The 24818-nt window shown below is 65.8% G+C and carries 28 protein-coding genes and 1 tRNA gene; 19 read left to right on the forward strand and 10 right to left on the reverse strand.

Annotated features, from left to right (window positions below):
• Window positions 1-11: 11 nt before the first annotated feature.
• The 4 genes from PDM29_RS08670 to mmsB are packed head-to-tail and all read left to right on the forward strand — an operon-like array spanning window position 12 to window position 4031.
• Window positions 12-1178: an acyl-CoA dehydrogenase family protein gene (locus PDM29_RS08670; RefSeq protein ID WP_311193441.1), complete on the forward strand. Its 1167-nt coding sequence runs from the start codon at window positions 12-14 to the stop codon at window positions 1176-1178.
• Complete coding sequence (locus PDM29_RS08675) at window positions 1175-1972, forward strand: enoyl-CoA hydratase (protein WP_311193442.1); 798 nt, start codon at window positions 1175-1177, stop codon at window positions 1970-1972. Before PDM29_RS08670 ends, PDM29_RS08675 begins: the two co-directional genes overlap by 4 nt.
• Window positions 1969-3144, forward strand: coding sequence for an enoyl-CoA hydratase/isomerase family protein (locus PDM29_RS08680; protein ID WP_311193443.1), 1176 nt, complete (start codon window positions 1969-1971; stop codon window positions 3142-3144). The genes PDM29_RS08675 and PDM29_RS08680 overlap by 4 nt, the downstream gene beginning before the upstream one ends.
• Entirely contained in the window at window positions 3141-4031 is an 891-nt protein-coding gene (gene mmsB, locus PDM29_RS08685) for a 3-hydroxyisobutyrate dehydrogenase (RefSeq protein WP_311193444.1), read from the forward strand. The genes PDM29_RS08680 and mmsB overlap by 4 nt, the downstream gene beginning before the upstream one ends.
• 175 nt (window positions 4032-4206) lie before the next feature.
• On the opposite strand, the gene PDM29_RS08690 is transcribed toward mmsB, so the two are convergent.
• A complete protein-coding gene (locus tag PDM29_RS08690) occupies window positions 4207-4632 on the reverse strand; it encodes an organic hydroperoxide resistance protein (protein ID WP_311193445.1) in 426 nt (141 codons plus the stop codon).
• 109 nt (window positions 4633-4741) lie between these two features.
• Here PDM29_RS08690 and PDM29_RS08695 point away from each other — a divergent pair, with 109 nt between their 5' ends.
• The gene (locus PDM29_RS08695) at window positions 4742-5587 is read left to right on the forward strand and encodes an AraC family transcriptional regulator (RefSeq protein ID WP_311193446.1); all 846 of its coding nucleotides are present in this window, start codon (window positions 4742-4744) and stop codon (window positions 5585-5587) included.
• Between the two features lie 22 nt (window positions 5588-5609).
• Here the strand turns inward: PDM29_RS08695 and PDM29_RS08700 are convergent, their stop codons facing one another.
• On the reverse strand, window positions 5610-6047 hold the full coding sequence (locus tag PDM29_RS08700; protein WP_311193447.1) for a hypothetical protein: 438 nt from the start codon (window positions 6045-6047) through the stop codon (window positions 5610-5612).
• A gap of 141 nt (window positions 6048-6188) precedes the next feature.
• Entirely contained in the window at window positions 6189-7145 is a 957-nt protein-coding gene (locus PDM29_RS08705; RefSeq protein WP_311193448.1) for a cation diffusion facilitator family transporter, read from the reverse strand.
• Window positions 7146-7228: 83 nt separating this feature from the next.
• On the opposite strand from PDM29_RS08705, the gene PDM29_RS08710 reads away from it, so the two are divergent.
• The 4 genes from PDM29_RS08710 to PDM29_RS08725 all read left to right on the forward strand — a co-directional run bounded on the left by PDM29_RS08710 (window position 7229) and on the right by PDM29_RS08725 (window position 11931).
• The gene (locus tag PDM29_RS08710; protein ID WP_311193449.1) at window positions 7229-7957 is read left to right on the forward strand and encodes a hypothetical protein; all 729 of its coding nucleotides are present in this window, start codon (window positions 7229-7231) and stop codon (window positions 7955-7957) included.
• 92 nt (window positions 7958-8049) lie between these two features.
• A complete protein-coding gene (locus PDM29_RS08715) occupies window positions 8050-8655 on the forward strand; it encodes a lysozyme inhibitor LprI family protein (RefSeq protein WP_311193450.1) in 606 nt (201 codons plus the stop codon).
• A 25-nt stretch (window positions 8656-8680) separates the two neighbouring features.
• Window positions 8681-11077, forward strand: coding sequence for a VgrG-related protein (locus PDM29_RS08720; protein WP_311193451.1), 2397 nt, complete (start codon window positions 8681-8683; stop codon window positions 11075-11077).
• A gap of 506 nt (window positions 11078-11583) precedes the next feature.
• Window positions 11584-11931, forward strand: coding sequence for a hypothetical protein (locus tag PDM29_RS08725; RefSeq protein WP_311193452.1), 348 nt, complete (start codon window positions 11584-11586; stop codon window positions 11929-11931).
• A 61-nt stretch (window positions 11932-11992) separates the two neighbouring features.
• Here PDM29_RS08725 and PDM29_RS08730 read toward each other — a convergent pair whose 3' ends face one another.
• A complete protein-coding gene (locus tag PDM29_RS08730; protein ID WP_311193453.1) occupies window positions 11993-12289 on the reverse strand; it encodes a hypothetical protein in 297 nt (98 codons plus the stop codon).
• Between the two features lie 333 nt (window positions 12290-12622).
• Here PDM29_RS08730 and PDM29_RS08735 point away from each other — a divergent pair, with 333 nt between their 5' ends.
• The 6 genes from PDM29_RS08735 to PDM29_RS08760 all read left to right on the forward strand — a co-directional run bounded on the left by PDM29_RS08735 (window position 12623) and on the right by PDM29_RS08760 (window position 18090).
• Window positions 12623-13156 carry a GNAT family N-acetyltransferase gene (locus PDM29_RS08735; protein ID WP_311193454.1) on the forward strand — a complete coding sequence of 178 codons (534 nt, stop codon included), beginning with the start codon at window positions 12623-12625 and terminating at the stop codon, window positions 13154-13156.
• 390 nt (window positions 13157-13546) lie between these two features.
• Window positions 13547-13960, forward strand: coding sequence for a hypothetical protein (locus tag PDM29_RS08740; protein ID WP_311193455.1), 414 nt, complete (start codon window positions 13547-13549; stop codon window positions 13958-13960).
• A gap of 311 nt (window positions 13961-14271) precedes the next feature.
• Window positions 14272-15288 carry a tRNA dihydrouridine(20/20a) synthase DusA gene (gene dusA, locus PDM29_RS08745; RefSeq protein ID WP_311193456.1) on the forward strand — a complete coding sequence of 339 codons (1017 nt, stop codon included), beginning with the start codon at window positions 14272-14274 and terminating at the stop codon, window positions 15286-15288.
• 227 nt (window positions 15289-15515) lie between these two features.
• Window positions 15516-15884, forward strand: coding sequence for a hypothetical protein (locus tag PDM29_RS08750; protein WP_311193457.1), 369 nt, complete (start codon window positions 15516-15518; stop codon window positions 15882-15884).
• Between the two features lie 71 nt (window positions 15885-15955).
• Window positions 15956-16642: a response regulator transcription factor gene (locus tag PDM29_RS08755; protein WP_311193458.1), complete on the forward strand. Its 687-nt coding sequence runs from the start codon at window positions 15956-15958 to the stop codon at window positions 16640-16642.
• A gap of 23 nt (window positions 16643-16665) precedes the next feature.
• Complete coding sequence (locus PDM29_RS08760) at window positions 16666-18090, forward strand: ATP-binding protein (protein WP_311193750.1); 1425 nt, start codon at window positions 16666-16668, stop codon at window positions 18088-18090.
• Between the two features lie 131 nt (window positions 18091-18221).
• On the opposite strand, the gene PDM29_RS08765 is transcribed toward PDM29_RS08760, so the two are convergent.
• Both PDM29_RS08765 and PDM29_RS08770 read right to left on the reverse strand, forming a co-directional pair.
• The gene (locus PDM29_RS08765) at window positions 18222-19025 is read right to left on the reverse strand and encodes a M90 family metallopeptidase (RefSeq protein WP_311193459.1); all 804 of its coding nucleotides are present in this window, start codon (window positions 19023-19025) and stop codon (window positions 18222-18224) included.
• Window positions 18992-19267: a hypothetical protein gene (locus PDM29_RS08770; RefSeq protein ID WP_311193460.1), complete on the reverse strand. Its 276-nt coding sequence runs from the start codon at window positions 19265-19267 to the stop codon at window positions 18992-18994. The genes PDM29_RS08765 and PDM29_RS08770 overlap by 34 nt, the downstream gene beginning before the upstream one ends.
• A gap of 50 nt (window positions 19268-19317) precedes the next feature.
• Here PDM29_RS08770 and birA point away from each other — a divergent pair, with 50 nt between their 5' ends.
• The 4 genes from birA (at window position 19318) to PDM29_RS08790 (ending at window position 22032) form a co-directional block, all read left to right on the forward strand.
• Window positions 19318-20367, forward strand: a complete 1050-nt coding sequence (gene birA / locus PDM29_RS08775) for a bifunctional biotin--[acetyl-CoA-carboxylase] ligase/biotin operon repressor BirA (protein WP_425508749.1) — start codon at window positions 19318-19320, stop codon at window positions 20365-20367.
• The gene (locus PDM29_RS08780; protein ID WP_311193462.1) at window positions 20364-21101 is read left to right on the forward strand and encodes a type III pantothenate kinase; all 738 of its coding nucleotides are present in this window, start codon (window positions 20364-20366) and stop codon (window positions 21099-21101) included. The genes birA and PDM29_RS08780 overlap by 4 nt, the downstream gene beginning before the upstream one ends.
• 10 nt (window positions 21102-21111) lie before the next feature.
• Window positions 21112-21915 (forward strand): SPOR domain-containing protein, encoded by an 804-nt coding sequence (locus tag PDM29_RS08785; RefSeq protein ID WP_311193463.1) that lies wholly within the window; start codon window positions 21112-21114, stop codon window positions 21913-21915.
• A 41-nt stretch (window positions 21916-21956) separates the two neighbouring features.
• Window positions 21957-22032: transfer RNA gene (locus tag PDM29_RS08790), tRNA-Thr, on the forward strand.
• Between the two features lie 197 nt (window positions 22033-22229).
• Here the strand turns inward: PDM29_RS08790 and PDM29_RS08795 are convergent.
• The 4 genes from PDM29_RS08795 to PDM29_RS08810 form a co-directional block, all read right to left on the reverse strand.
• Complete coding sequence (locus PDM29_RS08795) at window positions 22230-22769, reverse strand: GTP-binding protein (protein ID WP_311193464.1); 540 nt, start codon at window positions 22767-22769, stop codon at window positions 22230-22232.
• Entirely contained in the window at window positions 22769-23722 is a 954-nt protein-coding gene (locus PDM29_RS08800) for a hypothetical protein (RefSeq protein WP_311193465.1), read from the reverse strand. Before PDM29_RS08800 ends, PDM29_RS08795 begins: the two co-directional genes overlap by 1 nt.
• Before the next feature lie 68 nt (window positions 23723-23790).
• On the reverse strand, window positions 23791-24150 hold the full coding sequence (locus PDM29_RS08805) for a roadblock/LC7 domain-containing protein (RefSeq protein WP_125359704.1): 360 nt from the start codon (window positions 24148-24150) through the stop codon (window positions 23791-23793).
• 74 nt (window positions 24151-24224) lie between these two features.
• On the reverse strand, window positions 24225-24677 hold the full coding sequence (locus tag PDM29_RS08810) for a roadblock/LC7 domain-containing protein (RefSeq protein WP_282295010.1): 453 nt from the start codon (window positions 24675-24677) through the stop codon (window positions 24225-24227).
• Window positions 24678-24818 lie beyond the last annotated feature (141 nt).

The following is a 24818-nucleotide window of genomic DNA, read 5'->3' on the forward strand; positions in this document are numbered from 1 at the left end:
GGAGTTTCACCATGAGCCACTCGATGACGACGGAACTCGAAGAAGCGCAGCAGGCCTATAGGGAGGCGGCACGTGACTTCGCCCAGGCCGAACTGGCACCGCACGCCGCGCGATGGGATGCGGAGGGCATCTTTCCGCGCGAGGCGATCGCCAAGGCAGGGGAACTCGGGTTCTGTGGCCTGTACATGGACCCCGAGGTCGGTGGCAGCGGCTTGAGCCGTCTGGACGCCGCCGTCGTCATCGAGGAGCTCGCCAACGTGGATCCGTCCACTGCGGCGTATATCAGCATCCACAACATGGCTTCGTGGATGGTGTCGACCTGGGGCCAGGACGGGCTGCGTGCACACTGGTGCACCGACCTGTCGGCCGGTACCAAACTCGCCTCGTACTGCCTGACCGAACCCGGCGCGGGCTCGGACGCCGCGTCGCTGAAGACCACCGCTGTGAGGGACGGTGACCACTTCGTGCTGAACGGCTCCAAGGCCTTCATCTCCGGTGCCGGCGCGACCGAGCTGCTGGTGGTGATGGCACGAACCGGCGGTGCCGGTGCGGGCGGCATCAGTGCGATTGCGGTGCCGGCCGATCTGCCGGGCATCAGCTACGGCCGCAAGGAAGAGAAGATGGGCTGGAACAGCCAGCCCACCCGTGGCATCACCTTCGAAAACGTGCGCGTGCCGGTCGACCACCTGCTGGGCGAAGAGGGCAGTGGCTTCAAGCTGGCCATGAAGGGCCTGGACGGCGGCCGCATCAACATCGCCGCCTGCTCGCTGGGCGCGGCACAGGGCGCACTGGATGCCGCACGCCGCTACATGGGCGAGCGCCGCCAGTTCGGCAAGACCCTGTCCGATTTCCAGGCGCTGCAGTTCAAGCTCGCCGACATGGTGACCCAGCTGGTGGCCGCACGGCAGATGGTGCACAGCGCCGCACGCAAGCTCGATGCCGGTGCCAGCGACGCCAACGTGTGGTGCGCAATGGCCAAGCGCTTCGCCACCGATGCCGGCTTCCAGGTCTGCAACGAAGCCCTGCAGATCCACGGCGGATACGGTTACATTCGCGAATACCCGATTGAACGCCTGCTGCGCGACAGCCGCGTGCATCAGATTCTGGAGGGCACCAACGAGATCATGCGTGTGATCGTGGCCCGCCACCTGCTCAACACCGAAGAGGAACTGCGATGATGGATTGGCGCAAGCACGAACACACCGGCCTGAAGGTCGAGGCCGATGGCCACGTCGCCGTGGTGACGCTGGACAATCCGCCGGCGCACACCTGGACCGTGCACAGCCTGTCCGCGCTGCGTGACCTGGTTGGCGCGCTGAATGCCGACAAGGACATCTACGCCCTGGTGATCACCGGTGGCGGTGAGAAGTTCTTCTCCGCCGGTGCCGACCTCAAGCAGTTCGCCTCCGGCGACAAGGCCGCCGCACGCGAAGCCGCACGCCGTTTCGGCGAAGCCTTCGAAGCGCTGTCCGGCTTCCGTGGCGTCTCCATCGCCGCCATCAATGGCTATGCCATGGGCGGCGGGCTGGAATGCGCGCTGGCCTGCGACCTGCGCATCATCGAAGACCACGCCCAGGTGGCGCTGCCGGAGGCCACCGTCGGCCTGCTGCCGTGCGCCGGCGGCACCCAGAACCTCACCCGTCTGGTTGGTGAGGGCTGGGCCAAGCGCATGATCCTGCTCGGCGAGCGCATCGACGCCGATACCGCGCTGCGTATCGGCCTGGCAGAAGAGAAAGTGGCCAAGGGTGCGGCCAAGGCACTGGCGCTGGAGTGGGCGCACAAGGCCGAGAAGCAGAGCCCGACCAGCATCGCGGCCTGCAAGACCCTGGTGCAGTTCACCCGCACCGGTTCGCACGCCGCTGCACTGGTGGCCGAGCGTGAGGCCTTCGTCGATCTGTTCGACCGTGCTGACCAGGCCGAAGGCGTGAATGCCTTCCTGGAAAAGCGCGCACCGCAGTGGAAAAACGCATGAGCAGCGCGCCGTCGATGGACGAGGCCCCGGTGCTGTTCGAAGAGCGCAGCGCCGCCAACGGCATGCGCATCGGCATCGCCACGTTGAATGCACCGCGCACCCTCAACGGGTTCTCGCTGCCGATGGCGCATCTGCTGCTGGAGCGCCTGCAGGCCTGGGCCGACGATGCCGGCATCGCGCTGGTGGTGCTGCAGGGTGCGGGCGAGAAAGCCTTCTGCGCCGGTGGCGACCTGCACAGCCTGTACAAGAGCATGCAGGCCTACCGTGCCGACGGCAGCACCGACGTGCGCGATAACGCCTACGCGGCGGAGTTCTTCGACGTCGAATACCGCGTCGACTACGCCATCCACACGTATCCCAAGCCGATCCTGTGTTGGGGCCACGGCATCGTCATGGGCGGTGGCATCGGCCTGATGTCCGGTGCCAGCCACCGCGTGGTCAGCGAGCGCAGCAAGCTGGCGTTCCCGGAGATCACTGTCGGCCTGTTCCCCGATGTCGGCGGCAGCTGGCTGCTGCCGCGCGTGCCGGGCAAGGGCGGGCTGTTCCTCGCCCTCACCGGTGCCACGCTCAATGCGGGTGATGCCATCTACGCGGGTCTGGCCGACATCCACATCGCCGAAGCCAACCGCCCGGCCGTGTTCGACGCACTGGCCGGCGTGCACTGGAGCGATGACGCCCAGCGCAACCACGCCCAGCTCAGTACCCTGCTGCAGCAGCACGCCAGTGACGCCGCCACCGGCCCGCTGCTGCGCAACGCGGCCAGCATCGACGCACTGTGCGAGGGTGCCGATGTCGCCGATGTCGTCGCCGCCATCAGCGCGCTGAAGACCGAAGATCCCTGGTTGCAGACCGCGCAGGCCACCCTCGCCGCCGGAGCCCCCGGTTCGGCACGGCTGGCCTGGGAACTGCAGAAGCGTGCCGAAGGTGCTTTGCTGGCCGACGTGTACCGCTTCGAGTACGTCGCCGCGCTGCACAGCGCCGCCCACGGCGACTTCGCCGAAGGCATCCGCGCGCTGCTGATCGACAAGGACCGCAGCCCGAAATGGCAGCCGGCCACCCTGGCCGAGGCCACCCCGGCCTGGGCGCAGACCTTCTTCGTTTCGCCGTGGGACGACGCCGCGCATCCGCTGGCCGACCTCGGTGCCACCGTTACTGAAAGGAGCCTTGCATGAGCCGTATTGCATTCATTGGGCTGGGCAACATGGGCGGCCCGATGGCCGCCAACCTGGCCAAGGCCGGCCATGCCGTGCGCGTGTTCGACCTGGTGCCGGCCGCCGTGCAGGCTGCCGTGGACGCCGGTGCCACCGCCGCCACCTCCGCACTGGATACGCTGACTGACGCCGAAGTGGTCATCAGCATGCTGCCGGCCAGCCGCCATGTGGAAGGCGTGTACCTGGGCGAAGACGGCGTGCTGGCCGACATTCCAGGCGGCGCGCTGGTGATCGATTGCAGCACGATCGCGCCGGCCACCGCACGCAAGGTGTCTGAAGCCGCCGCCGCGCGCGGCCTGCAGATGCTCGACGCCCCCGTCTCTGGCGGCACCGCCGGCGCAGCGGCCGGCACGCTGACCTTCATTGTCGGTGGCGAAGCCGATGCGCTGGAACGTGCCCGCCCGCTGCTGCAGGCCATGGGCAAGAACATCTTCCATGTCGGTGCCAGCGGTGCCGGTCAGGTCGCCAAGCTGTGCAACAACATGGCACTGGGCGTGATCATGGCGGTCACCGGTGAGTCCATCGCCCTGGGCGTCGCCCACGGACTGGACCCGAAGGTGCTCTCGCAGATGATGGCGGTCAGCACCGGCCGCAGCTGGGCCACTGAAGTGTGCAACCCGTGGCCGGGCGTGCTGGAAAATGCGCCGGCTTCGCGCGGCTACAGCGGCGGCTTCGGCAGCGACCTCATGCTCAAGGACATGGGCCTGGCCGTAGAGGCCGCCATGAGCGTAGGTGCCTCCATCCCGCTCGGCGAACTCGCCCGCAACCTGTACTCCATGAACCACCAGGCCGGCCGCGGCAAGCTGGACTTCAGCAGCGTCGTCCAGCTGATCGCCAACGAAAAATAACAATCGGCATCTCGCCGGTCGCGCACGACTCACCGGTGGGTCACGACTCAACGGTGGGTCACGACCGTTGGTCGTGACACGAACAACCCAAATGCATCCCGCAACCCGGGATCCACCGCGGTGGGATGGGCGGCTGCCAAGCACTTGAAGCCAGGCAGCCGCCCATTTTTATGCATCAAACAATCGTCAACGTCACATCGATGTTGCCACGCGTGGCATTCGAGTACGGGCAGACGATATGCGCCTTCTGCACCAGCTCTTCCACCTGCTCACGCGGCAGGCCCGGCACGCTGATCTGCAGCTCGGCCTCAATACCGAAGCCGGTCGGAATCTGACCGATGCCCACGCGACCGGTGATCTGCGTCTCGGCCGGCAGTGCGACCTTGGCCTGACCCGCCACGAACTTCAGCGCGCCCAGGAAGCAGGCCGAGTAGCCAGCTGCGAACAGCTGCTCCGGGTTGGTGCCCGTGCCGCCGGCACCGCCCAGCTCGCGCGGGGTGGACAGCTGCACGTCCAGCACGTTGTCCGACGAGACGGCGCGGCCTTCGCGACCGCCGGTTGCGGTGGCCTGGGCGGTGTACAGAACCTTTTCAATCGACATGGGATATCTCCTGGCTGTGAAGGGGTGAACCGTTGTTGAGGTGTACTTTGCCCGCAATGGGTGGACGTGTGGCAACATGGCGTCCAGAAAACTTGATCTGGAGTCCGCCATGGTCGACCGCCTTCAATCCCTGCTCAGCCGCTTCGCGGTCCGTGCCGAGGTTTTTCACACGGGCGCGCTGACCGGCACCAACGATCTGCCCGGCGACGGTGAGCGCGGCCAGCTGCACCTCATCCGCGACGGCCGCATCCAGGTGAAGCATCAGGACGGTTCGGTGCTGGACATCGACCAGCCCAGCATCCTGCTCTATCCCCGTGCCCACGCGCATCGCCTGGTCGTAGATCCCAGCACCGGCGCAGGAACCGCCTGTGCCCACGTGCAGTTCGAAGGCGGCATCAACAACCCCATCGTCAACGCCTTGCCACCGGTGATCTGCCTGCCGCTGAAGGAGCTGTACGGCGGCGCGCCGATTCTGGAGGTGCTGTTCGAAGAAGCCTTCGCACAGCGCTGCGGTCGCCAGGCGCTGCTGGACCGCTTGTTCGAAATCGTGCTGATCCAGGTGCTGCGCGTGCTGATGGAGAACGGTCAGCTGCGCGTCGGCCTGCTTGCTGGCATGGCACATCCCCGTCTGCGCCACGCGCTGGTCGCGATGCACGAAGCGCCGGCCGAAGAGTGGACGCTGGAAAGTCTCGCCCAGCGTGCGGGCATGTCGCGCAGTGCCTTCGCCGACAGTTTCCGCGACACCATCGGCAGCACGCCGGGCCACTACCTGCAGGGCTGGCGTACCCGGCTGGTGCAGCAGGCGCTGCGCAAAGGGCAGCCGCTCAAGCGCATCGCGATGGATGTGGGCTATGGCAGCGAGGCGGCGCTGTCGCGCGCGTTCAAGGCGCAGACCGGGCAGTCGCCGCGGCAGTGGAAGCAGGGTGTGGAAACCAGGGCTGCCGTGACGGCGTGAGAGGCCGCCACGGCGGGACGGGTTACTGGATGTTGAGCGGATCGTCGCCCTTCTTGTACGCGTAGCCGGTCATTACCCAGTGCCCACCGTGACCGGTGGAAGGTTCGGTCCACTGGAACGTCCACGACTGCATCGTGCCGTCCGGCAGCGTGTTCTCCACGCTATAGACCTCACCCGGGTAGCCTGAGTCCGGCAGCCCGCCGGGTGGCGTCGGGGTGTTGCGCTGGGTGAGAGGGAAGTGCTGGATTCTTTCTACCGAGACCACGCTTGCGCCGCTCAGCGGTGGAAACCGGGGCGCATGCTTCGAGACCCATGCGAGTACTTTTTGCCCCTCGTTCTGGTTTGCTGCCCACGTGTGGTTGACGACGACGGTGGCGCTTGATGGCGCTTTCGCTACCGCCACACCGGTGGCACTGGCTGCCAGTACAAGCGCGAGCATTGCTGGAACGATCAACCTCATAGCATTCACTCCCTTGATCAAGCGCGATGCGGATTCATCGCGCCGGATCGAAGCTAATGCAGCGCCTGCACCATCCCGAATGCAACAAATTGCATCCTACCGTTGTGCGGGATCAAATCTGACCCCGTCGGACACCCAGCCTCAGATCGTCCACTCCCGATCCGTCGTGAACATGATCGTCAACCACCGATCCGGCGATTCCTCCCCCAACGCCTCACCGATCTCATCACGTAGCCGGTCCCATTCCACCAGCGCACGCGGCGGGTCATTCTCCGGTACCACAAAGAACAGCTCGATCTGATCGCCGCGCCCCACCTTGGCCACATAGCTGCGGTGTTCAATGAAGCCATGCTTGGCCACCACCGCCCGCGCCACCTCATCCACATGCGCCTGCAAACCCACCGGCGTGATCAGCAGGATGTCCGACAGCGCCCGCCGCACCGTGCCCAGCGGAGCAAGCACCACGAACGCGCACACCACCAGCAGGATGGCCGGATCGATATACGGCACCACCCATGCCCATTCGGTACCACGCAGCAGCCAGCCGCCGCCAAACGCCAGCAGGTAGGCACCGGACATTGCTGCCGCCACCATCCAGTTCTTCGCATCCAGCCCCACGAACTCCGAGCCGATGCGCCGGTTCGCCCGCCGCACGAAGATCGCCAGCGCACTCTCGGCAATGATCGACAGCACCGCGAACACAATCGCCGGCCCCAGCGCGATATGGCGTCCGCCGGACATCAGCGCGTCCACCGCATTGACCGCCGCATACAGCGCCGCCCCGATCATCAGCGTGCCGCTGACCCCCAGCACGATGGGCTCCAGGTGCCAGAAGCCCATGGTAAAGCGCTGGTTCAAGCGGGACTGCAGCGCATCCACATTGGTGGACAGGCTGATCAGGCGCACGACCAGCAGCGACAGCCAGGTCATCACCACGTCGATCAGGCCGTAGATGCCGTCGAAGATGATCAGCGACGAATTGGCCAGCAGCCCGAAGGCCACCGCCGCCGCCGCCATCGCAAACGAGGCCGCAATCGACAGGCTCAGCACGCCCTGTTCGGTGGTGGGGTCGAAGCGGGAAGGGCGGGTGCTGCGCATGGTGACAGGGCTGGGTGGACCGGGCCCATTGTGCACATCCCCCGTGACAGGCCATGAAGATCGCCTGTAAGTGACTGATATGAATGATGGAAAAACCGGCGCGGCAGCCCAGCGTCATCAAATTGACGCCCATCCCGTACAATCGCCTCAGCGCAGCCGTGGGGACGGTTGCCGACCGGGCGTGGAAGCCGTATCGCCGGGCGGTAACGAACCGCTGTGCAGAATGGATGCTCAACTACCGCCGTGCGCCCCGACAGGGCCAGGCATTACGCAGGGAGAAGCGGAACGTGAACTTGAATACCTCGAATCCGGCGATGAGCGCAGCCGCCTGCTGTGCTGCGTTGCTGGCACTTTGCCTCGGGCTGGTTGCCGCCCATCCTGCCGCCGCCGCTCCGCAGACGTCCTCGGCACCTGCCGCGGAGACGATCAGCGACGAGGACATGGACCCGGGCCTGGACGATTCCTACAACGTCGCAGATTTCCGTCCTCAGTACGGTGCCTGCATCGAGGCGAGTGACGCAGTCATGCCTGAGATCAAGGATTGCCAGGACGAGGAATTCTCCTTCCAGGAGGCACGACTGCGCGCTGCCCTGGCCCGGATCAACGCGGGTCCAGACGGCTACTTCAAGGACGAGGTTGGCAACTGGCAGGCGGAGTACATGCGTTACACCAACATCAACTGCGGTGATAAGGAGAAGAACGGCCCCGTAGGCGAAGGGCTGTCGTGCTTCATGAATCGCTACGCCAATCGCGCAAATGCGTTGGAAGCCCTGGCCGACATGGCGGAAAAGGTTTACGGAAAGGGGCGCTGACACTCAGCGCCTTCAACCCGTTGCGTGCAACGGCTCAAGACAAGAATCGCGCTGCTACCTGAAAGGCAGCCACCTGCAAGGAGAACCAGACAATGCAGATTACGAACACACACCAGCACCGTCGCATCGCTCAGCCGATCAAGCGGTCATTCGCAGTACTTGCCTTGGTGATGGCGCTGGCTGCATGCCAGGCCTCGGATACCGAAGCGCAAACCGCGAATGTGCCGGCTACCGCCCCTGAGACCGCAGCAGCAGCTCCGTCCGCCCCAGCAGCATCGCCGGCTGCACCCGCCGCTGGTTCGACCGAAGTTCCCTTGACCACCGCCGACGCGGCCGATGACGCGCAGCCCGCGGCGCTGGATGACTCCTACAACAAAGCCACCCTGCGCCCGGAGTATGCCAAGTGCATCAAGGCCACCGAGGGCGTGACCCCGGAAATCCAGGCCTGCCAGGACGAGGAGTTCGCGTGGCAGGAGAAGCGTCTGCAGACCGTGTGGGGCAAGATCGCCGACGGTCCGGACAGCGTTGAGAAGGACAAGCTGGCCGACGAACAGGCCGCCTACATGGAAGACACTGACAAGAACTGCACCTGGAACCCCGACGAAGACGGCCAGGGCCAGATGCTGGACGCGCAGTCGTGCCGCATCAACCGCTACGCCAACCGCGCTGGCGCGCTGCAGGCGCTCACCTCGAAGTAATTCATCCCGCAAAGGAGTGTAGGCAATGGACGTTGTAACCCAGGCAAAGCAGAAGATGGACGACTGGCACCGCGGTGCCACCTCGGCCCACTACGAAACCGGCGGTCGCGGTCCCGGCCACGTGTCCACCGGCAAGGGCGACCATGGCGGTGTTTCGTACGGCAGCTATCAGTACGCCACCAATGTCGGCGGCGCTGCGGAATACGTGGCAGCCTCGCGCTACAAGGACGAGTTCACCGGCCTGAAGCCCGGCACGCCCGAGTTCACCGCGCGCTGGAAGGAAGTGGCCGCCGAGCACCCGAAGGAGTTCGCGCAGGACCAGCACGACTTCATCCAGACCAAGTACTACGACGTGCAGATGGGACGCCTGAAGGACATCGGCATCGACCTGTCTGATCGTGGCCCCGCAGTGCAGGATGCGCTGTGGAGCACTTCGGTGCAGTACCGCGGCATTACCCGCTCGGTGTTCGAGAAGGGCCTGGAAACCACCTACGGCAAGGACTACAAGCTCTCCGACCTGAGCGACGAACAGATCGTCCGTGCGGTGCAGGACTACAAGCACGATAACGTGAAGACCCACTTCTCCAAGTCGCCGGACCTGTGGGATTCGCTGGCCAACCGTGCCCTCAACGAGAAGACCTCGTTAGTTGGGCTGGCGCGCTACGACGAAGTGAACAAGCACCCGGAGCAGTATCAGGGCAAGGACTACCAGCAGGCCTTCGGTGAACCCGAGCCGCAGCAGTCGCGCGGCCGCACCCGTGCCGCTCCGATGGCCGACGGCATGCTCACCCCCGGTGAGCGCGGCGACGAAGTGGGCGCGCTGCAGGACAAGCTGATCCAGGCTGGCTACACCGGCAAAGACGGCCAGCCGCTGACCGCCGACAAGCACTACGGTCCCAACACCGAACATGCCGTGCGCGAGTTCCAGCGCGACCACGGGCTGTCGGTGGACGGCAAGGCCGGCAAGAACACCCTCGACGCCATCAATGGCCAGGCCCCTCAGCAGGCACCGGCGCAGCCGGCCGCACCTGCTGCGCCGACCCCGGCAACGCCGCCGACGCCCGCCCGCGATCAAGCGACCCCGGCCCAGGAGCAGGCTCCGGCCGGTCCGGCCCCGGCGGCTGCACCCGGCGGCGAGCGCATCCGTCTCGTCGAGCCCTTTGGCAGTGCAGACGGCAAGGCCAACCGCACCATTCCGCATGGCACCTCCGGTGAGGACGCCTTCCGCGAGATGCACATCCACCATCCCAACGCCAACCGCGAGGCGGTTCGCACCGGCAACGCCAGCAAGGCCGACCGACACTCGGAGATGGTGGAAGGCGAACTGGAGACCGTGCGCACCCGCGAGGACAAGAACGGCATTCCGCTGGTGCACAAGGACCTGATTCTGACCAATCAGGCCGGCGGGCGCGGCGTGATGGTTCCCAATCCGGTAGAGGGCTACGTCCAGGTCAACCAGGACAAGTGGAATTCCATCAGCATCTACAGCCACCCGGCCGGTCACCCCGACCGCGAACTGGTGGGGCAGGTGCTGCATGGCCAGAAGGGCACCACGCCCTACAAGACCGGCGACTTCGTGGAATACGGCGCGCCGCTGATCAAGCAGTCCGACGCCGGCACCCCGGGTGCGGTGCACGCCCACATCGAGCTGGAACCGGATCAGTTCCGCAAGTACATGGGCGACATCCTCAACGACCGCATCACGCTGGGCGGCGACGTGCACAAGCAGGGCCCGCAGCACAAGGACGGCCCGTCGCACGGTGCCATGGCCGACGGCATGCTCACCAAGGCCGAGCGCGGTGATGACGTCAAGGCGCTGCAGGAAAAGCTGGCCGGCCTGGGCTACCAGGGCAAGGATGGCAAGCCGCTGTCCAACACTGGCTACTTCGGCAACGACACCCTTGCTGCGGTCGAGAAGTTCCAGCGCGACCATGGCCTGAAGGACGACGGCAAAGCCGGCGAGAAAACCCTGACTGCGCTCGACGCCGCGACCGCGGAGAAGAACAAGGCGCAGAAAGAGCCGAGCATGCGAGACGCCTCGCACGCCGACAACGGCCGCTACAACCAGGCCGTGGACAAGCTGCAGAACCTGGAACAGCAGCGTGCCCAGGGCGGTCTGAAGCCGCTGTATGCCGACAAGGAACAGCTGGAGCGTGTCGCCGGGCAGATGGTGGTGTCCAGCAAGGCCGCCGGCATGCAGCAGATCGACTCCGTGGTCGCCCGTCCGGACGGTACCGGCGTGATCGCAGTGCAGGGCACCCTGGGCGACCCGGCGTCGCGCCGCGCGCTGGTGGAGCACAACCAGGCCGCCCAGCAGACCGTGGAAGCCAGCACCCGCCAGGCCGACACGCAGAGCCAGTCGCAGCAGCAGGATCAGAACCAGAACCAGCAGCAGGAACAGAACCGCTCGCGCGGGATGTAAGCGTTGAAAATGGCCGGTGGCGTGCAACGCGCCACCGGCCGATGCTTTACGGAAATCGCTTGTTACTTGCGCCTTGCGCACTGATGCGGACATGCGGGTTGATCGCGTCGCCCGCCAGATCAAGACATCATCTTGATTCGACGTGACTTCGCGGATTCAATGCGCAGCTCGCGGTGCTGCGACCGATTGATTCTTCCACTTCTGGAACACGCATCGCAAAATTTGCGTGTCAATCGCGACAATGGCTCGATTGCGACTGCCTACGCGCAACTCCCTGTCGCAAATGCCAATTTCATTCCATGGCAGAAGAGCGCACTGTCCGCCCCGGGTGTTACAGCCCGTTCGAAACAAATAATGCTTGTGCATCCCTGAGTCGGGAGGGTGGTTAATACAACACCCTCGTGAGGGGGAAATACGCCACACCGTGTGGTTTCGAACGGCTGTAAACCTCCCGACCTCCCCTCGCCGCAACGGCGAGGGGTCTTCATCGACGACGGAGATTTCATATGCACAAGAACCGCGCATCCGCGCCTGATCGTGACGCAACCTCCTCAGAAACAACCGGCCTGACCCAGCGCTGCCGCTGCTGCAACAGCCTGCTGCGGCCACCGGTGCTCTCCAACCAACCCGTCCCCTTTATCCTGCTGCACGGCACCTGGCTGCACGACATGGGAATGCGCGTGGGCGCACGCGTGATCGTGGAAGCCGGCCTCGGCCTGGTCACCGTAGCGCTGATCGGCCCACGCGACCTGGTGGATGAGGTGACGCCCAACGGCCCCGACGGCGAGATCCACCAGATCCACTTCACCGACGTACACGCCGATCCCATCCGCCAGATGCCCTCTGCCGCGTAGTGCACCCCTGAAACCGCGCCCGGCGTTGGCCGGGCGCTCGCCGAAAAACGCCCTTCCCAACCTACTTCTTGAAAATCCAACAACTAACCGCCCTGGTCCCCTTCGGCCCCCGAACCCACCGAATCCGCAAAAACGTCGGACACCGCCGCACCGCCTTACGCAACAGATAGATCGGCGGAAGCTCCACCCCAAGCGCCTGCGACGCGGCATGCACAGCAACCAGCCGAATCGCCAGCAGCTTCGGGTCCATGGAGTGGTTCTTGATCACCTCATTTTCCAAACCCTTGTTCGCAGCGCTCCAGAAGCGCTCGATCATCTGATCCTGCGTCCACACGTCCTGCATCTTCAGTTCTCCCATAGGCCCAACGGCTCACGCCCACAACTGAAGCGATTCTCCGACCCGAAGGTCCCAATGAAAATTCCGAATGACGCAATCGACACACTGCGCGTCATGTGGCGCGCGGCATCCTTGCCATGGAATGGCCCCTCTCCGTTCCCCGTGTGCTGGTAGCGTCGGTCGACAGACGATGACCGATAGCGGTGGTCGGCACGGTAGCGAGTGACCTCCAACGCAGAAGCGCCTCCCTGTTGGATGGTCATGCGCTACAGCGGTGATCGGCCTTGCGAGCCGTCGTCTGTCGACCGACGCTACCGCTGAAGCCGCACCGGCATCATCATCCGGTTTCCCGCTATGATCAGCGCCAGCACGGATGATATGAATGAGCCTTATCACATGGACAACCTAAAACTTTTCAAAGCCTCCACGCAGGATGCGGAGGTGGTCTTCCGATTGATGCAGTACTACTTCTTCGAGGCTTCTGCCTGGAGTGATGAAGAGATCCTCCCCGATGGCCTGTACGACTGTGCGTTGGCCGACGTCGAGGCCCGGCTACGGGATGAACCCGACTGGACGCGTCTGATCTGGCTCGATGGCGCACTCTGCGGGTTCGTCCAGGTGGACGTGTTCGAGTTCGAGGGCGGGGAGCTTCCCGAGTTGGCGGATCTGTTCGTTCTTCCCAAGCATCGAGGCAAGGGCATCGCGGCGGCGGTGGTCAAGGAACTAGTGCGACCCGAAACGGGCGAATGGCTTCTGGCCACCTTCCGCAAGGACAAGACCGCGCGCGCGTTCTGGCAGCGCAATCTTCCGAAGATGGGGATCGCGCAACGCGTTCCGCCCGGGCCAGAGAAGGAAGATTTTCGCTACTTGTTGATCAGAGCGCAGTAATCAGATTGACCTCGTAACTGGCGGGGGTGATTCGGCGGTCGGCGCAATCCGCTATATCCACGACACCAACGAAACCCACGTGGTCGGCGATCCTTGCGCCGGTAGCGTCAGTCGACAGACGACGGCCGATAACGGTGATCGGAACGGTAACGAGTGAACCTCAACGCAGAGGTGCCGCTCCGTTCAATGGTTCATGCGTTACAGCAGTGATTGTTGTTGTCGACCGTCGTCTGTCGACCGATGCTACCAAGGCAACATCGATCCGGTCATGATCCGAGTGCTGCATGAAGTTGAGAGCAGTTGCGCCACCGCAGAATCAGAGTTCTCCGAGGTCAATTCGTGCGGGTGATCGTTAAAGTCTCGCGTTCATTCCGATGACACAGGTGACGCATGCCCCGCTTCATCCACACGCTGCTGCTCGCATCGAGCCTTGTTCTCGCCGTTGCAGCTCCGGCGGCGGCGCTCGAGCTGGCCGTCAGTACAGAGAACACGCACGTTCTATCGCTCAGAGTGATGGCCCATGACAAGGAGGTCATGGCTCCGGTGCTGCAAGTAGCTGCCGGTAAACCTGCGTCAGTGGCCATGAGCAACCGCGAAGGTCCGATGTACACGCTGGTCACCACCACTCAACCGCCAATGGGCGAGGGTGCACCCGCCACGGGAGGCGTGCAGCTATCCCTGTGGAAGGGCGACGAAGACAGTGGCATCCGGATGATCGAGGGCAGGGTGTTCGCCAATGGCACCCGAACGCTCAGCGACGGACAGGGCACTACGGTGGAGCTGATTTCCCACGCTGCGTATTGAGGCACAGGAGCAATGCGAATGACGCAACCGGATCGCCGCGTCGGTAGCGTCGGTCGAAAGACGACGGCCGATAGCGGTGATCGGCACGGTAACGAGTGACCATCAACGCAGAAGCGCGTCTCCGTTCGATGGTCATGCGTTCCAGCAGTGGTCATTGTCATCGGTCGTCGTCTGTCGACCGACGCTACCAAATCAGCAACCGCAGAGGTCCCGGCGCAACGAGACACCCTCCCAAAAGCCACCATTCACCCCGGGCAGGTAAACTATTGATTGCGCGGGCAAACCCCGCCCCCCAATAGCCCCACCTGCCCATGACCCTGCCTGTCCCAACCGCCGCGGACCGCTACGCCGCTTCCCTGCGCCTTTCCGTCGCCCCCATGATGGATTGGACGGACCGCCATTGCCGCGTGTTCCACCGGCTGCTGGCCCCGGGTGCGCGGCTTTACACGGAGATGGTCCACGCCAATGCCGTCATCCACGGCGACCGTGAGCGCCTGCTGGGCTATGACGGCAGCGAGCACCCGCTGGCCCTGCAGCTGGGCGGCAGCGACCCGGAGCTGCTCGCCCAGGCGGCGCGCATCGCCCAGGACTGGGGCTATGACGAGGTCAACCTCAACTGCGGCTGCCCCTCCGACCGCGTCCAGGCCGGACGCTTCGGGGCCTGCCTGATGCGCGAGCCGACCCTGGTGGCTGAATGCGTCGCGGCGATGGTCGCGGCAGTCGACATCCCGGTCACGGTGAAATGCCGCCTGGGTGTTGATGACGACAACAGCTACGAAAATTTCCTGAATTTCGTCGATCAGTCGGCCAACGCCGGAAGCGCGATGTTCATCGTGCACGCCCGCAATGCCTGGCTGAAGGGCCTGTCGCCCAAGGAAAACCGCGAAGTGCCGCCGCTGCGCTACGAGTGGGCGCACCAGCTCAAGGCCGACCGCCCGCATCTGCCCATCGTGCTCAATGGCGGGCTGGCCACGGTGGAGGCCTGCCAGGCCCAGCTGCCGGCGCTGGACGGGGTGATGCTGGGCCGTGCGGCCTATCACGACCCCTACGTGCTGCATCAGCTGGAAGCCGCCCAGACCGGCGCTCCGCTGCAGCCGCGCGAGGCGCTGCTGCGGGCCATGCGCCCGTACATCGAGGCCCAGCTGGAGCGCGGCCTGGCGCTGAAGCACATCACCCGCCACCTGCTCGGCCTGTTCCACGGCCAGCCCGGCGGGCGTGCGTTCCGTCAGGTGCTCAGCGAGGGCGCACACCGGCCGGGTGCGGACTGGAGCCTGATCGAGCAGGCGCTGGAGATCACCCGCGCCCAGGCCGAACGGGTCGCGGCCTGACCTGAACCAACGTGACCGCTGTCACGGCCGCCGCTTGATCCTTTTGGCGTTTTCCCGCTATGGTTCACTTAGATGAACGTAGCCACGGGGCACCCGGAAAAGTTCAGACCGGATTCACTGCGTAAAACCAAGAATTTGCAAAAGATTCGTAAAGCGCTGGCCCAACGCCCGCACTTCCCGATTCACAACTTTTGAACGTTTTGACGCCGTCCGCTAGGATCGAACCGATGCTCTTCGTGACCCGCCACCGCCGCCTTGCTGTCGCCGCCCTGCTGGCAACGGGTGCCGTCGCTGCTGTTGGCAGTGCCAGCGCCCAGGTGCCACCGCCGGATCCGGCGCGCGCCGAGGCCATGCGGGCCGCGCGTAGTGCGCCGCAGGAGCGGTCGCTGTCCGACGCCGTGCGTCGGGTCCAGCGCACCACCGGCGGCCACATCCTGGGTGCGGAGCGGGTGCCGTTCGACGGGCGGGACATCAACCGCGTGAAATACATGGATGACCGGGGCCGCGTCCGCTACATGGACGACCCGGCGCAGCCACGTTCACAGCCCCGCACGCCCCGGTCGGATATGTCATCACTACGCGGCGATAACCCCTGAACAGGGATAGTTGGCCGTCAACAACGAAATCCACTGGCCCCAGGCCACACCCAGGACACTAGGGAGAGTTCATGCGTATCCTTCTGGTCGAAGACGAAGCCCCGCTGCGGGAAACACTGGCAGCCCGGCTCAAGCGCGAAGGCTTTGCCGTCGATGCTGCGCAGGACGGTGAGGAAGGTCTGTACATGGGCCGCGAAGTGCCGTTCGACGTCGGCATCATCGATCTGGGCCTGCCCAAGATGTCGGGCATGGAACTGATCAAGGCGCTGCGTGACGAAGGCAAGAAGTTCCCGGTTCTGATCCTCACCGCCCGCTCCAGCTGGCAGGACAAGGTGGAAGGCCTCAAGCAGGGCGCTGACGATTACCTCGTCAAGCCGTTCCATGTCGAAGAACTCCTCGCCCGCGTCAACGCGCTGCTGCGCCGCGCCGCTGGCTGGAGCAAGCCGACCCTGGAATGCGGCCCGGTTGCACTGGACCTTGCCGCACAGACGGTCAGCGTCAATGGCAGCAACGTGGACCTCACCAGCTACGAGTACAAGGTGCTGGAATACCTGATGATGCATGCCGGTGAACTGGTCTCCAAGGCCGATCTCACCGAACACATCTATCAGCAGGATTTCGACCGCGACTCGAACGTGCTGGAAGTGTTCATCGGCCGCCTGCGCAAGAAGCTGGACGCCGACGGCGAGCTCAAGCCGATTGAAACCGTGCGTGGCCGCGGCTACCGCTTCGCGATTCCGCGCTCCAACGAAGGCTGAGATCCAACGTTGGCGATTGCATGATGTCCGGCCGTCTGTGGTTCTTCAAACGCTGGCGGCCGCGCTCACTGCAGGCTCGCCAGCTGCTGGCTGCCAGTGTGAGCCTGCTGGCCTTCCTGGCCATCGCAGGCTACGCGCTTGATGCGGCCTTCGCCGACACCGCTCGCGCCAATCTGCGCGAGCGGTTGAAGAACTACGCCACCGCGTATGCGGCCGGCATCGACTTCACCCGCGACCGCTCGCTGTACATCCGCGAACAGCCACCGGATCCGCGCTTCGACGTGCCCGGCAGTGGCCTGTACCTGCAGGTCGTGATGCCGGACGGCAAGGGCAACTCGATGTCCGCCGAAGGCCCGATGCTGCCCACCGTGGGCGGCGGCATCCTGGCACCGCGCCAGGAGGTCTTCGAAGGCCCGCTGCCGATGATCCAGATCGACGGCAGCGAGGGCTCGGTGTACCGCTATGGCCTGGGCCTGGTGTGGGACGCCGACGCCGACCCCACCACTGAATTCCCGTACACCATCTACGTGATGGAAGACTCGCGCGCGCTGGGTGCGCAGCTGCGTGTGTTCCGTGGCCGGGTGTGGTTCTGGATGGGCGGTGCGGGGTTGATCCTGCTGCTGCTGCAGACCGTCATTCTGCAGTGGAGCCTGCGCCCGATGCGTCGGGTGATCACCGAGCTGACCAAGGTGCAGCGCGGCGAAACCGAGCGCATGAGCGAGCGCCACCCGCGCGAGCTGGAACCGCTCACCGACAGCATCAACGCGCTGATTGAAAGCGAGCGCGAAAACCTCGAGCGCCAGCGCAATACCCTGGCCGACCTCGCGCACAGCTTGAAAACTCCGCTGGCGGTATTGCGCACGCAGCTCGACAGTGGCGCGCACGACCAGGACCTGCGCGAGGAATTCGACGTGCAGCTGCGGCGCATGAACAACCTGGTGTCCTACCAGCTGGCCCGCGCCGCGTCGTCGGGGCACAAGCTGTTCTCCGCGCCGCTGCCGATCGAATCCAATGCGGAAGAGATCGTGCGCGGGCTGGAGAAGGTGTACGCCAGCAAGGGCGTGCTGTGCGAATTCGATATCGATGAAGCCGCGCGTTTCCACGGCGAGCCGGGTGACCTGCAGGAACTGCTGGGCAACCTGCTGGAAAACGCCTTCAAGTGGGCCAACCGCCGCGTGCTGCTGACCGCCAAGCCGCTCACCGCGCCGGGTGTTCGCCGTGCCGGTCTGCTGCTGTCGGTGGACGATGACGGCCCGGGCATCGCGCCGGACGATATCGCCAAGGTGCTGCAGCGGGGTGTGCGCGGCGACGAGCGCGTGCAGGGCCATGGCATCGGTCTGTCGATCGTGCAGGACCTGATCAAGGACTACCGCGGCGAACTGCAGGTGAAGCGCTCGCCGGAACTGGGCGGCGCACGGTTTGAAGTGAAGTTGCCGCCAGGGCCGTAAAGCGCACGGCGAACCGACCAACGGTCGGTACCTACCGGTGTGCCACGGCCCCGACCCGCCACGGCCCCGACCCGCCATGGCACCGACCCGCCATGGCACCGACCCGCCATGGCACCGACCCACAACGGTAGCTACCGACCGTTGGTCGGTAGCCCAACCGCCGGCGGCTCCCCATAGAACCGCCGCAGGTGCGCGGCCACCGCCGGCATCTCCTGCGCCAGCAGGTCCGGCGCCGAGAAGTGATACTCCGTCGCCACCGCGAAAAACTCATCCGGCGCTTCCGCCCCGTACGGATCGATCACCGTCTCTTCGTCCGCGTCCACCTGCGCGCACAGCGCATCGAACGCGGCCTGGAAATCCGCCGCCCATTGCTGCTGCCAGTCGCGCGGCAGCGGCGGGGTGCCGTCCAGCACGCCGTCCAGCATGTCGATCCGGTGCGCCATCTCATGCACCACCACGCAGGCGCCCTCATGTGGGTGCGCCAGCTCGGCCTGCACGTCATGCCAGGACAGCAGCAGCGGCCGGGTGTGCGACACCTGGCCGATGGCATCTTCTTCCCACTCGTGCAGCACGCCGTCTTCGTCGACCTCGCTCTGCGGCACCACGAAGCCTTCCGGGTATACCAGCACCTGCGACCAGCCCTGCAGGCCGACCTCGCCCAGCTTCAGCAGGGGCAGGCAGCACAAGGCCGCAATCAACACCGCATCGCGCTCCTGTAGCACCAGTCCGCCCACCGGCGTGACGGTCTTGCCATGCACAAACGCCGCGCTAAGTTCGCGCAGCCGCGCGCGATCGGCATCGGGTAACCCGCGCAACCACGCGGTGCGCTGGCAGGTGTGTTGCCAAGCCTCATCAGGAATGGGGCGCGGACCGGGCCGCAACCACTGCAGAAACGACTGGATCAGCGGAACATGCCCGGCAGGAAGCTGTGCCACTTCGGCGCACGCAGGCGCGGCAGCACGTCGTCGTCGCCACCGCCGCCGGTGCTGCCGGCCGGGGACACGCTGGGCTTGTTGCTGGACGGCGCACTATTGGCCGGCGGGTTGGCCGGGGTCGTGCGCTCGGCCTCGGCCGTCGAATACACACAGCCGCCCCGGCCCTGGTGGGTCAGCGCATCGGAAGCCTGCGCGGCCATCGGGGCCGTCAGCAGAAGCAGGCAATGGGCGAACAGGCGCATCGTCGACATCCGGTGGGGGCGGGTGGGGGGTAATTTTCGATTCTAGCCCGATTCTGGTCCCGGTTTGGAACCCCCGGCAGGCGCGGCCCGGCGCTTTCCCGCATAATTTTCCCGTTTCTCCGATGGACACCGCCGTGGACGACCGCCAACTGCTGGCCAAACTGAGTGCCGGGCGCTTGTCCGGCGACGCCCTGGCCCGCGAGCTGGGCCAGACCCGTGCCGCCATTTGGAAGCGAATTCAAGGACTTAGGTCGGCCGGGATCGAGATCGACGGCCGCGCAGGCGACGGCTACCAGCTGCAGCAGCCGGTCGAACTGCTGGACGCGGCCACCATCACCACCGGGCTGCCGGCTGCGCTGGCTCCCCTGCTGGACGACCTGCAGGTCGCCTGGAATGTCGGCTCCACCAACACCGAATTGTTGCGGTGCAGCGCGCCGCAGCGCGGCTCGGCCGTGCTGCTGGCCGAGCGCCAGACCAGTGGTCGCGGCCGCCGGGGCCGCGAATGGGCCTCGCCGCTGGCCGCGCACATCTATCTGTCGGTGCTGCGCGGCTTCGCCGGCGGGCTGTCGCGCCTGGGCGGGCTGAGCCTGGTTGCCGGCGTGGCCGTGGCCGAGGCGTTGCAGGCCCAGGACGTGAAGGACGTGGCCCTGAAGTGGCCCAACGACATCGTGGTCAACGGACACAAGCTGGGTGGCCTGCTGGTGGAGGGCGGCGGTGAGTTCGCCGGCCCGGCACGGGCGGTGATCGGGCTGGGCATCAATGTGCGCATGCCGCCGGCCTTCGCCGCACAGATCACCCAGCCGTGGACCGACCTGACCACCCTGATGGGCGGTGAGGTCAGCCGCAACGCCGTCGTCACCGGGCTGCTGGCACATCTGCTGCCGGCGCTGGAGCTGTTCGAGCAGGATGGGTTGGCTCCGTTCCTTGCCCGCTACGCCGCGCTCGACAGCCTGGCCGGGCGCACCGTGCGGGTGGAAGACGGTGGCACCTGGCACGAAGGGCAGGCCCTGGGCCTGGCCGAGGACGGCGCGCTGCGCGTGCGCATCGAGGGCGTGGAGCGGGTGTTCCATGCCGGGGAAGTCAGCGTGAGGGCGCAATGAGCGACTGGTTGTTCGACCTGGGGAATTCCCGTTTCAAATTCGCACCGCTGCAGGGCGTGCGCGCCGGCGACGTGCAGGCGTGGCCGCACGGGGCCGAAGCCATGCCAGCGCAGGAGATAGATAACCTGCCGACCGGTGACATCGCCTACGTGGCCAGCGTGGCCGCACCGGCGCTGACCGCCAGCATGCTGGAACTGCTCGGGCAGCGCTTCGCGCAGGTCCGGGTGGCCCGTACCGAAGCCGAGTTCGCCGGCCTGCGCATCGCCTATGCGGATCCTGCGAAGTTCGGCGTGGACCGTTACCTGGCTCTGCTGGCTGTTGCCGACCGCCGCGAACCGGTGGTGATAGCGGGGGTGGGTACCGCGCTCACCATCGATCTGCTCGATGGACATGGCCAGCACCACGGCGGACGCATTGCGGCGTCGCCGACCACCATGCGCGAAGCCCTGCACGCGCGTGCGGTGCAGTTGCCCGCCAGCAGTGGGCAGTACAGCGAGTTCGCCAACGACACCGCCGACGCGCTGGCGTCCGGCTGTGACGGTGCCGCCGTGGCGCTGATTGAACGCAGTCGCGAACGCGCGGCCGAAGTGCTGGGCACGCGCCCCGCGCTGCTGATTCACGGCGGTGGCGCACCGGCACTGATGCCGTTGCTGCCCGACGCGCAGTTCCATCCCGCACTGGTGCTGGACGGCCTCGCGCGCTGGGCCGTGCATCAGCCACCGGCGGCACGGTAGGATCGAGCGCATGCTGACCCGTGCCCTGATCGTCGTTCTGGCCATTCTCAATGTGGGTGTCGCGCTGTGGTGGATGCTGCGCGGCGAACCCGTGCCCGCCCCGGTGGAAGCGCCTGCCGGCGTGGCCCGCCTGCAGTTCCTGGATACCCCGCCCGCCGCAGCGGCCGCGCCTGCAGCGGCCACGACGGACGCCGCCTCGACGGCACCGCTGACCGACGCCACGGCAGCGCCGTCCGCACCCTCTGCTTCGACGGCACCCTCCGCCGCACCGGCCGCCACCACCCCGGCTGCGCCCCCGGCGGCACCGCCTGTGGCCGCCGCGCCCACACCTGCTGCGCCGGCACCCGCCCCAGCACAGTGCCTCAGCCTCGGCCCGTTCACCAGCCGTGACACCGCCATCGCCGCCCAGGGCAAGGCCGGCGACCTGCTGCAGCGCTCGCGCCTGCGCGAAGTGCCCAATGCCGGGGCCAGCACCTACCGGGTGATGATGCCGCCCTCGGCCAGCCGCGAAGAGGCGCAGGCCCTGGTCAAGCGGATTGCCGCCGCCGGGATCAGCGACTACTACATCCTCGGCCAGGGCGAAGACGCCAACGCCATCGCCCTGGGCCAATACCGGAACCGCGAAGGGGCCGAGCGGCGCATGGCCGCGCTCAGCGCCGCCGGATTCAACGCCCGGCTGGTCGCCAGCGGCGGTGATGGCAGCGCCCAATGGTGGGTAGATGCGACATTGGTTGACGCAGCCAGCCCCAATGCAGCCCGCCAGCGCAGCGGGGCCGCACAACAGCGCTCGCTGGAATGCGCCCGCCTGCGTTAGAATCGCGGTCCGCGCCGCCAACCGGCGCGCGTCATGCCTGTGCCGGCATAGCTCAGTTGGTAGAGCAACCGCCTTGTAAGCGGTAGGTCCCCAGTTCGAATCCGGGTGTCGGCACCATTCCAGGCAGCAGCGGACACGCATGGCGTGTCCCTACAGACAACCCGAACCGCGCGACCACCCACACCGCGCGACCAAGGATCGTAGTGACACGCCATGCGTGTCAAAGCCATCATCCTGCGCACGTAAACCGCCATGCGTGTCAAAGCCATGATCCTGTGCACGTACACACGCCAAGCGTGTCATCGTCATCCAGATCAATTCGTCTCAGCGTACCGATACGACAACAGCGACTTCACCAGGAACGTCACCTGGGTCGCCGAACGCGCATCCACGCGCATCACCGGCAACCGATGCCCGGCTTCAAACAGCGCGTTGCGGAACTCGGGAATCTGCAACGCGGGATACTCATCTCCACGCGTAACACCCACCGCTAGACTCGCTTCCGGTGCAATCCGCGAGAACTCCTGCAGCAGCTCCACGGTCGATTCAACTGCTTCCGGGTGACCGGCGCTGACCAGCACGATCACGCCGAGTGCGCCTTCGCACACCATCGGCCACATGAAATCCAGGTAGCGCTGGCCGGGCACGCCGTACACGTGCAGCAGTTCACCGTCGTCCAGCTCAATCGAGCTGTAATCCAGCGCGACGGTGGTTTCCACCTTGTCGCCGACGGTGTCACCGCTGAGCGGCATTTCGGTGCTGACCGGCTCGATATCGGAAATCGCACGCACCGCGGTGGTCTTGCCGGCACCCATGCTGCCGACGAACACCAGCTTGTTGGCGGGCAGGCTCATCACTGACCCCCTTGGAACAGGTTCAGGCCGAAGCGGCGCGCCACCCACGAGAAGAAACGTGAGTCGCTGGCGTCTTTACGGCGGGTGGGGCTGGGCACGGCGGCATCCTGGTTCAGAGCGAGGCCACTGGCAACAGCAGCACAGAAGATCGATTCCACCGTGTTACGCGGCAGATGGCAAGCCGCAGCCAGCGCGGCGGGTTGCCACGGGCGGGCATGCAGGCTGGCAATCGCCAGCAGCCAGTCCGCAGGCACGTCGTCGGCATGCAGGTCGGGCCAGTGCCGCAATTTCAGCGTCGGTGGCGTATCCAGTGCCGGCAGCAGCTCCGGACGGTAGCGCGCGAGCGCGAAATACAGCGCCTCGAAGGAGTGCCGCTGCGGCAGGCGGTAGGTGTACTGGTGCTGGAAGGTGGCGGCGTCAACGACTTCCGACGACCACGTAGTGTCATCCAGCTGCGCGATCAGCTCGGCCAGCGACAGCGAGGCGGGCAGGGCGATGCTGCGCGTGGTGGTGTCGACCGCCGCGCTGATCCCACCCCGCTGCAGCAGGTGCAGGTCCGCACTGGCCGGCATCTGCACCAGGCGCAGCAGCTTGGGCACGCCGGGCGAGGGGCGCTCTGCAGCCGCGGCCGGCGCATTGAGCAGCAGGCTCGACAGCTGTTCGTTGATGTCGCGCACGGTGGCACCGTGCGGCAGGCGGCCGGAAGCGGCGTCGGCGTAGCGACGCGCGATCGACAGCATCGGCACGTTGGACGCGTTCGCTTCGCTGAGCGTGCGGGCGGCGTCGGCATGGTCCAGGCCGATCACCAGCAGGTCGGCATCGCCGCTCCAGGGAACCAGCTGCACGTCCATGCGCTCAGCCAGCAGCATCGAACAGGCCAGCTTCAACCGGGTCTGATGCAGCACATCCAGACCGGCGGCGGCCACGCGGAAACTACGAAGGGGGGTATTCATCGGGACAGGTCGCGCGGCCCGCGCGCAGCACCCGCAAGCGGGTGCCACACACGTGGGGCCTCAGGCGATCAGCTGAAGTCCAGGGTCTTTTCCATGGCCTTCAGTTCGTGGCGCGACATCGCCAGGTTGGCCTTGCTGCGGTCCATGATCACGTACAGGAACAGCATCGGATTGCTTTCCAGCGGACGGATCAGGTGGTACTGGGTATCCAGCGTGATCAGGATGTCTTCGATCGAATCAGACAGACCCAGCGAGGTCGCGACGCGACGCTTGGCGCGCACCACTTCGGTGTTGCCGGCCGCAGCCAGTTCCAGGTTGATGTTGCCGCCGCCCGCCATGGCCAGGGCCATGCCGCTGTCACCGTCAACGAGGGCCGCGCCAACGAAACCGGCGAGGGAGTTCAGCTTTTCAAGCGAATGATTCGGCATACAAATCCTTTTTGCTCAGACACAGGGGGCAGCAGACAGAAGCCTGCCGGTGAGACACAACAATACGGGAAGGGTCAGCCCGCGCGTGACGGCAGCAGGGCGTGCAGGCGTCCGGCGCATTCGCGCGCATGGAACAGCAGCACCGCCATGTTGACGTCGTGGCTGGCAACAGCGGTGAGGGTGAGCGGCTTGTCGGCGCTGATGCGGATCAGCACCACGTTGCCCAGCTTGGTGCAGATGGTGGCGTAGTCGGCTTCGCTCAGTGCCAGCTCGCGCGAAACGGTCTCGCCCAGGGTGAGGAAGGAATTGGCCATCGCGGCGAGGCGGCGACCGTCCACGCCCAGCGCCGAATCCTCGGCGACGGCGCGACCGTCGGCGGTCGACAGCATCAGCAGGGTCAGGCCGGACTCGCGTTCGCGGGCCTGGCGGAAGGCATCTTCAATGGCGGCGGCGTCATACAGCTGGCGGGCCGGCTGGCTTTCGCCACTGGCATTGCGAACGATCTGATGAATGTTACTGCGCTGCACGTACTGCCCCCTAAACACGACGAACGACAGACCAACCCGTTGCGGGTTAGTCAATCAGCACTGCGAAGAAGTGCGAAATGTATCACGCAGGTGACGTCATCTTGGCTAATGAAAGGTAAATCACACTTCCTCTCACTCAAG

Source organism: Stenotrophomonas oahuensis, from assembly GCF_031834595.1.
GTDB lineage: Bacteria > Pseudomonadota > Gammaproteobacteria > Xanthomonadales > Xanthomonadaceae > Stenotrophomonas > Stenotrophomonas oahuensis.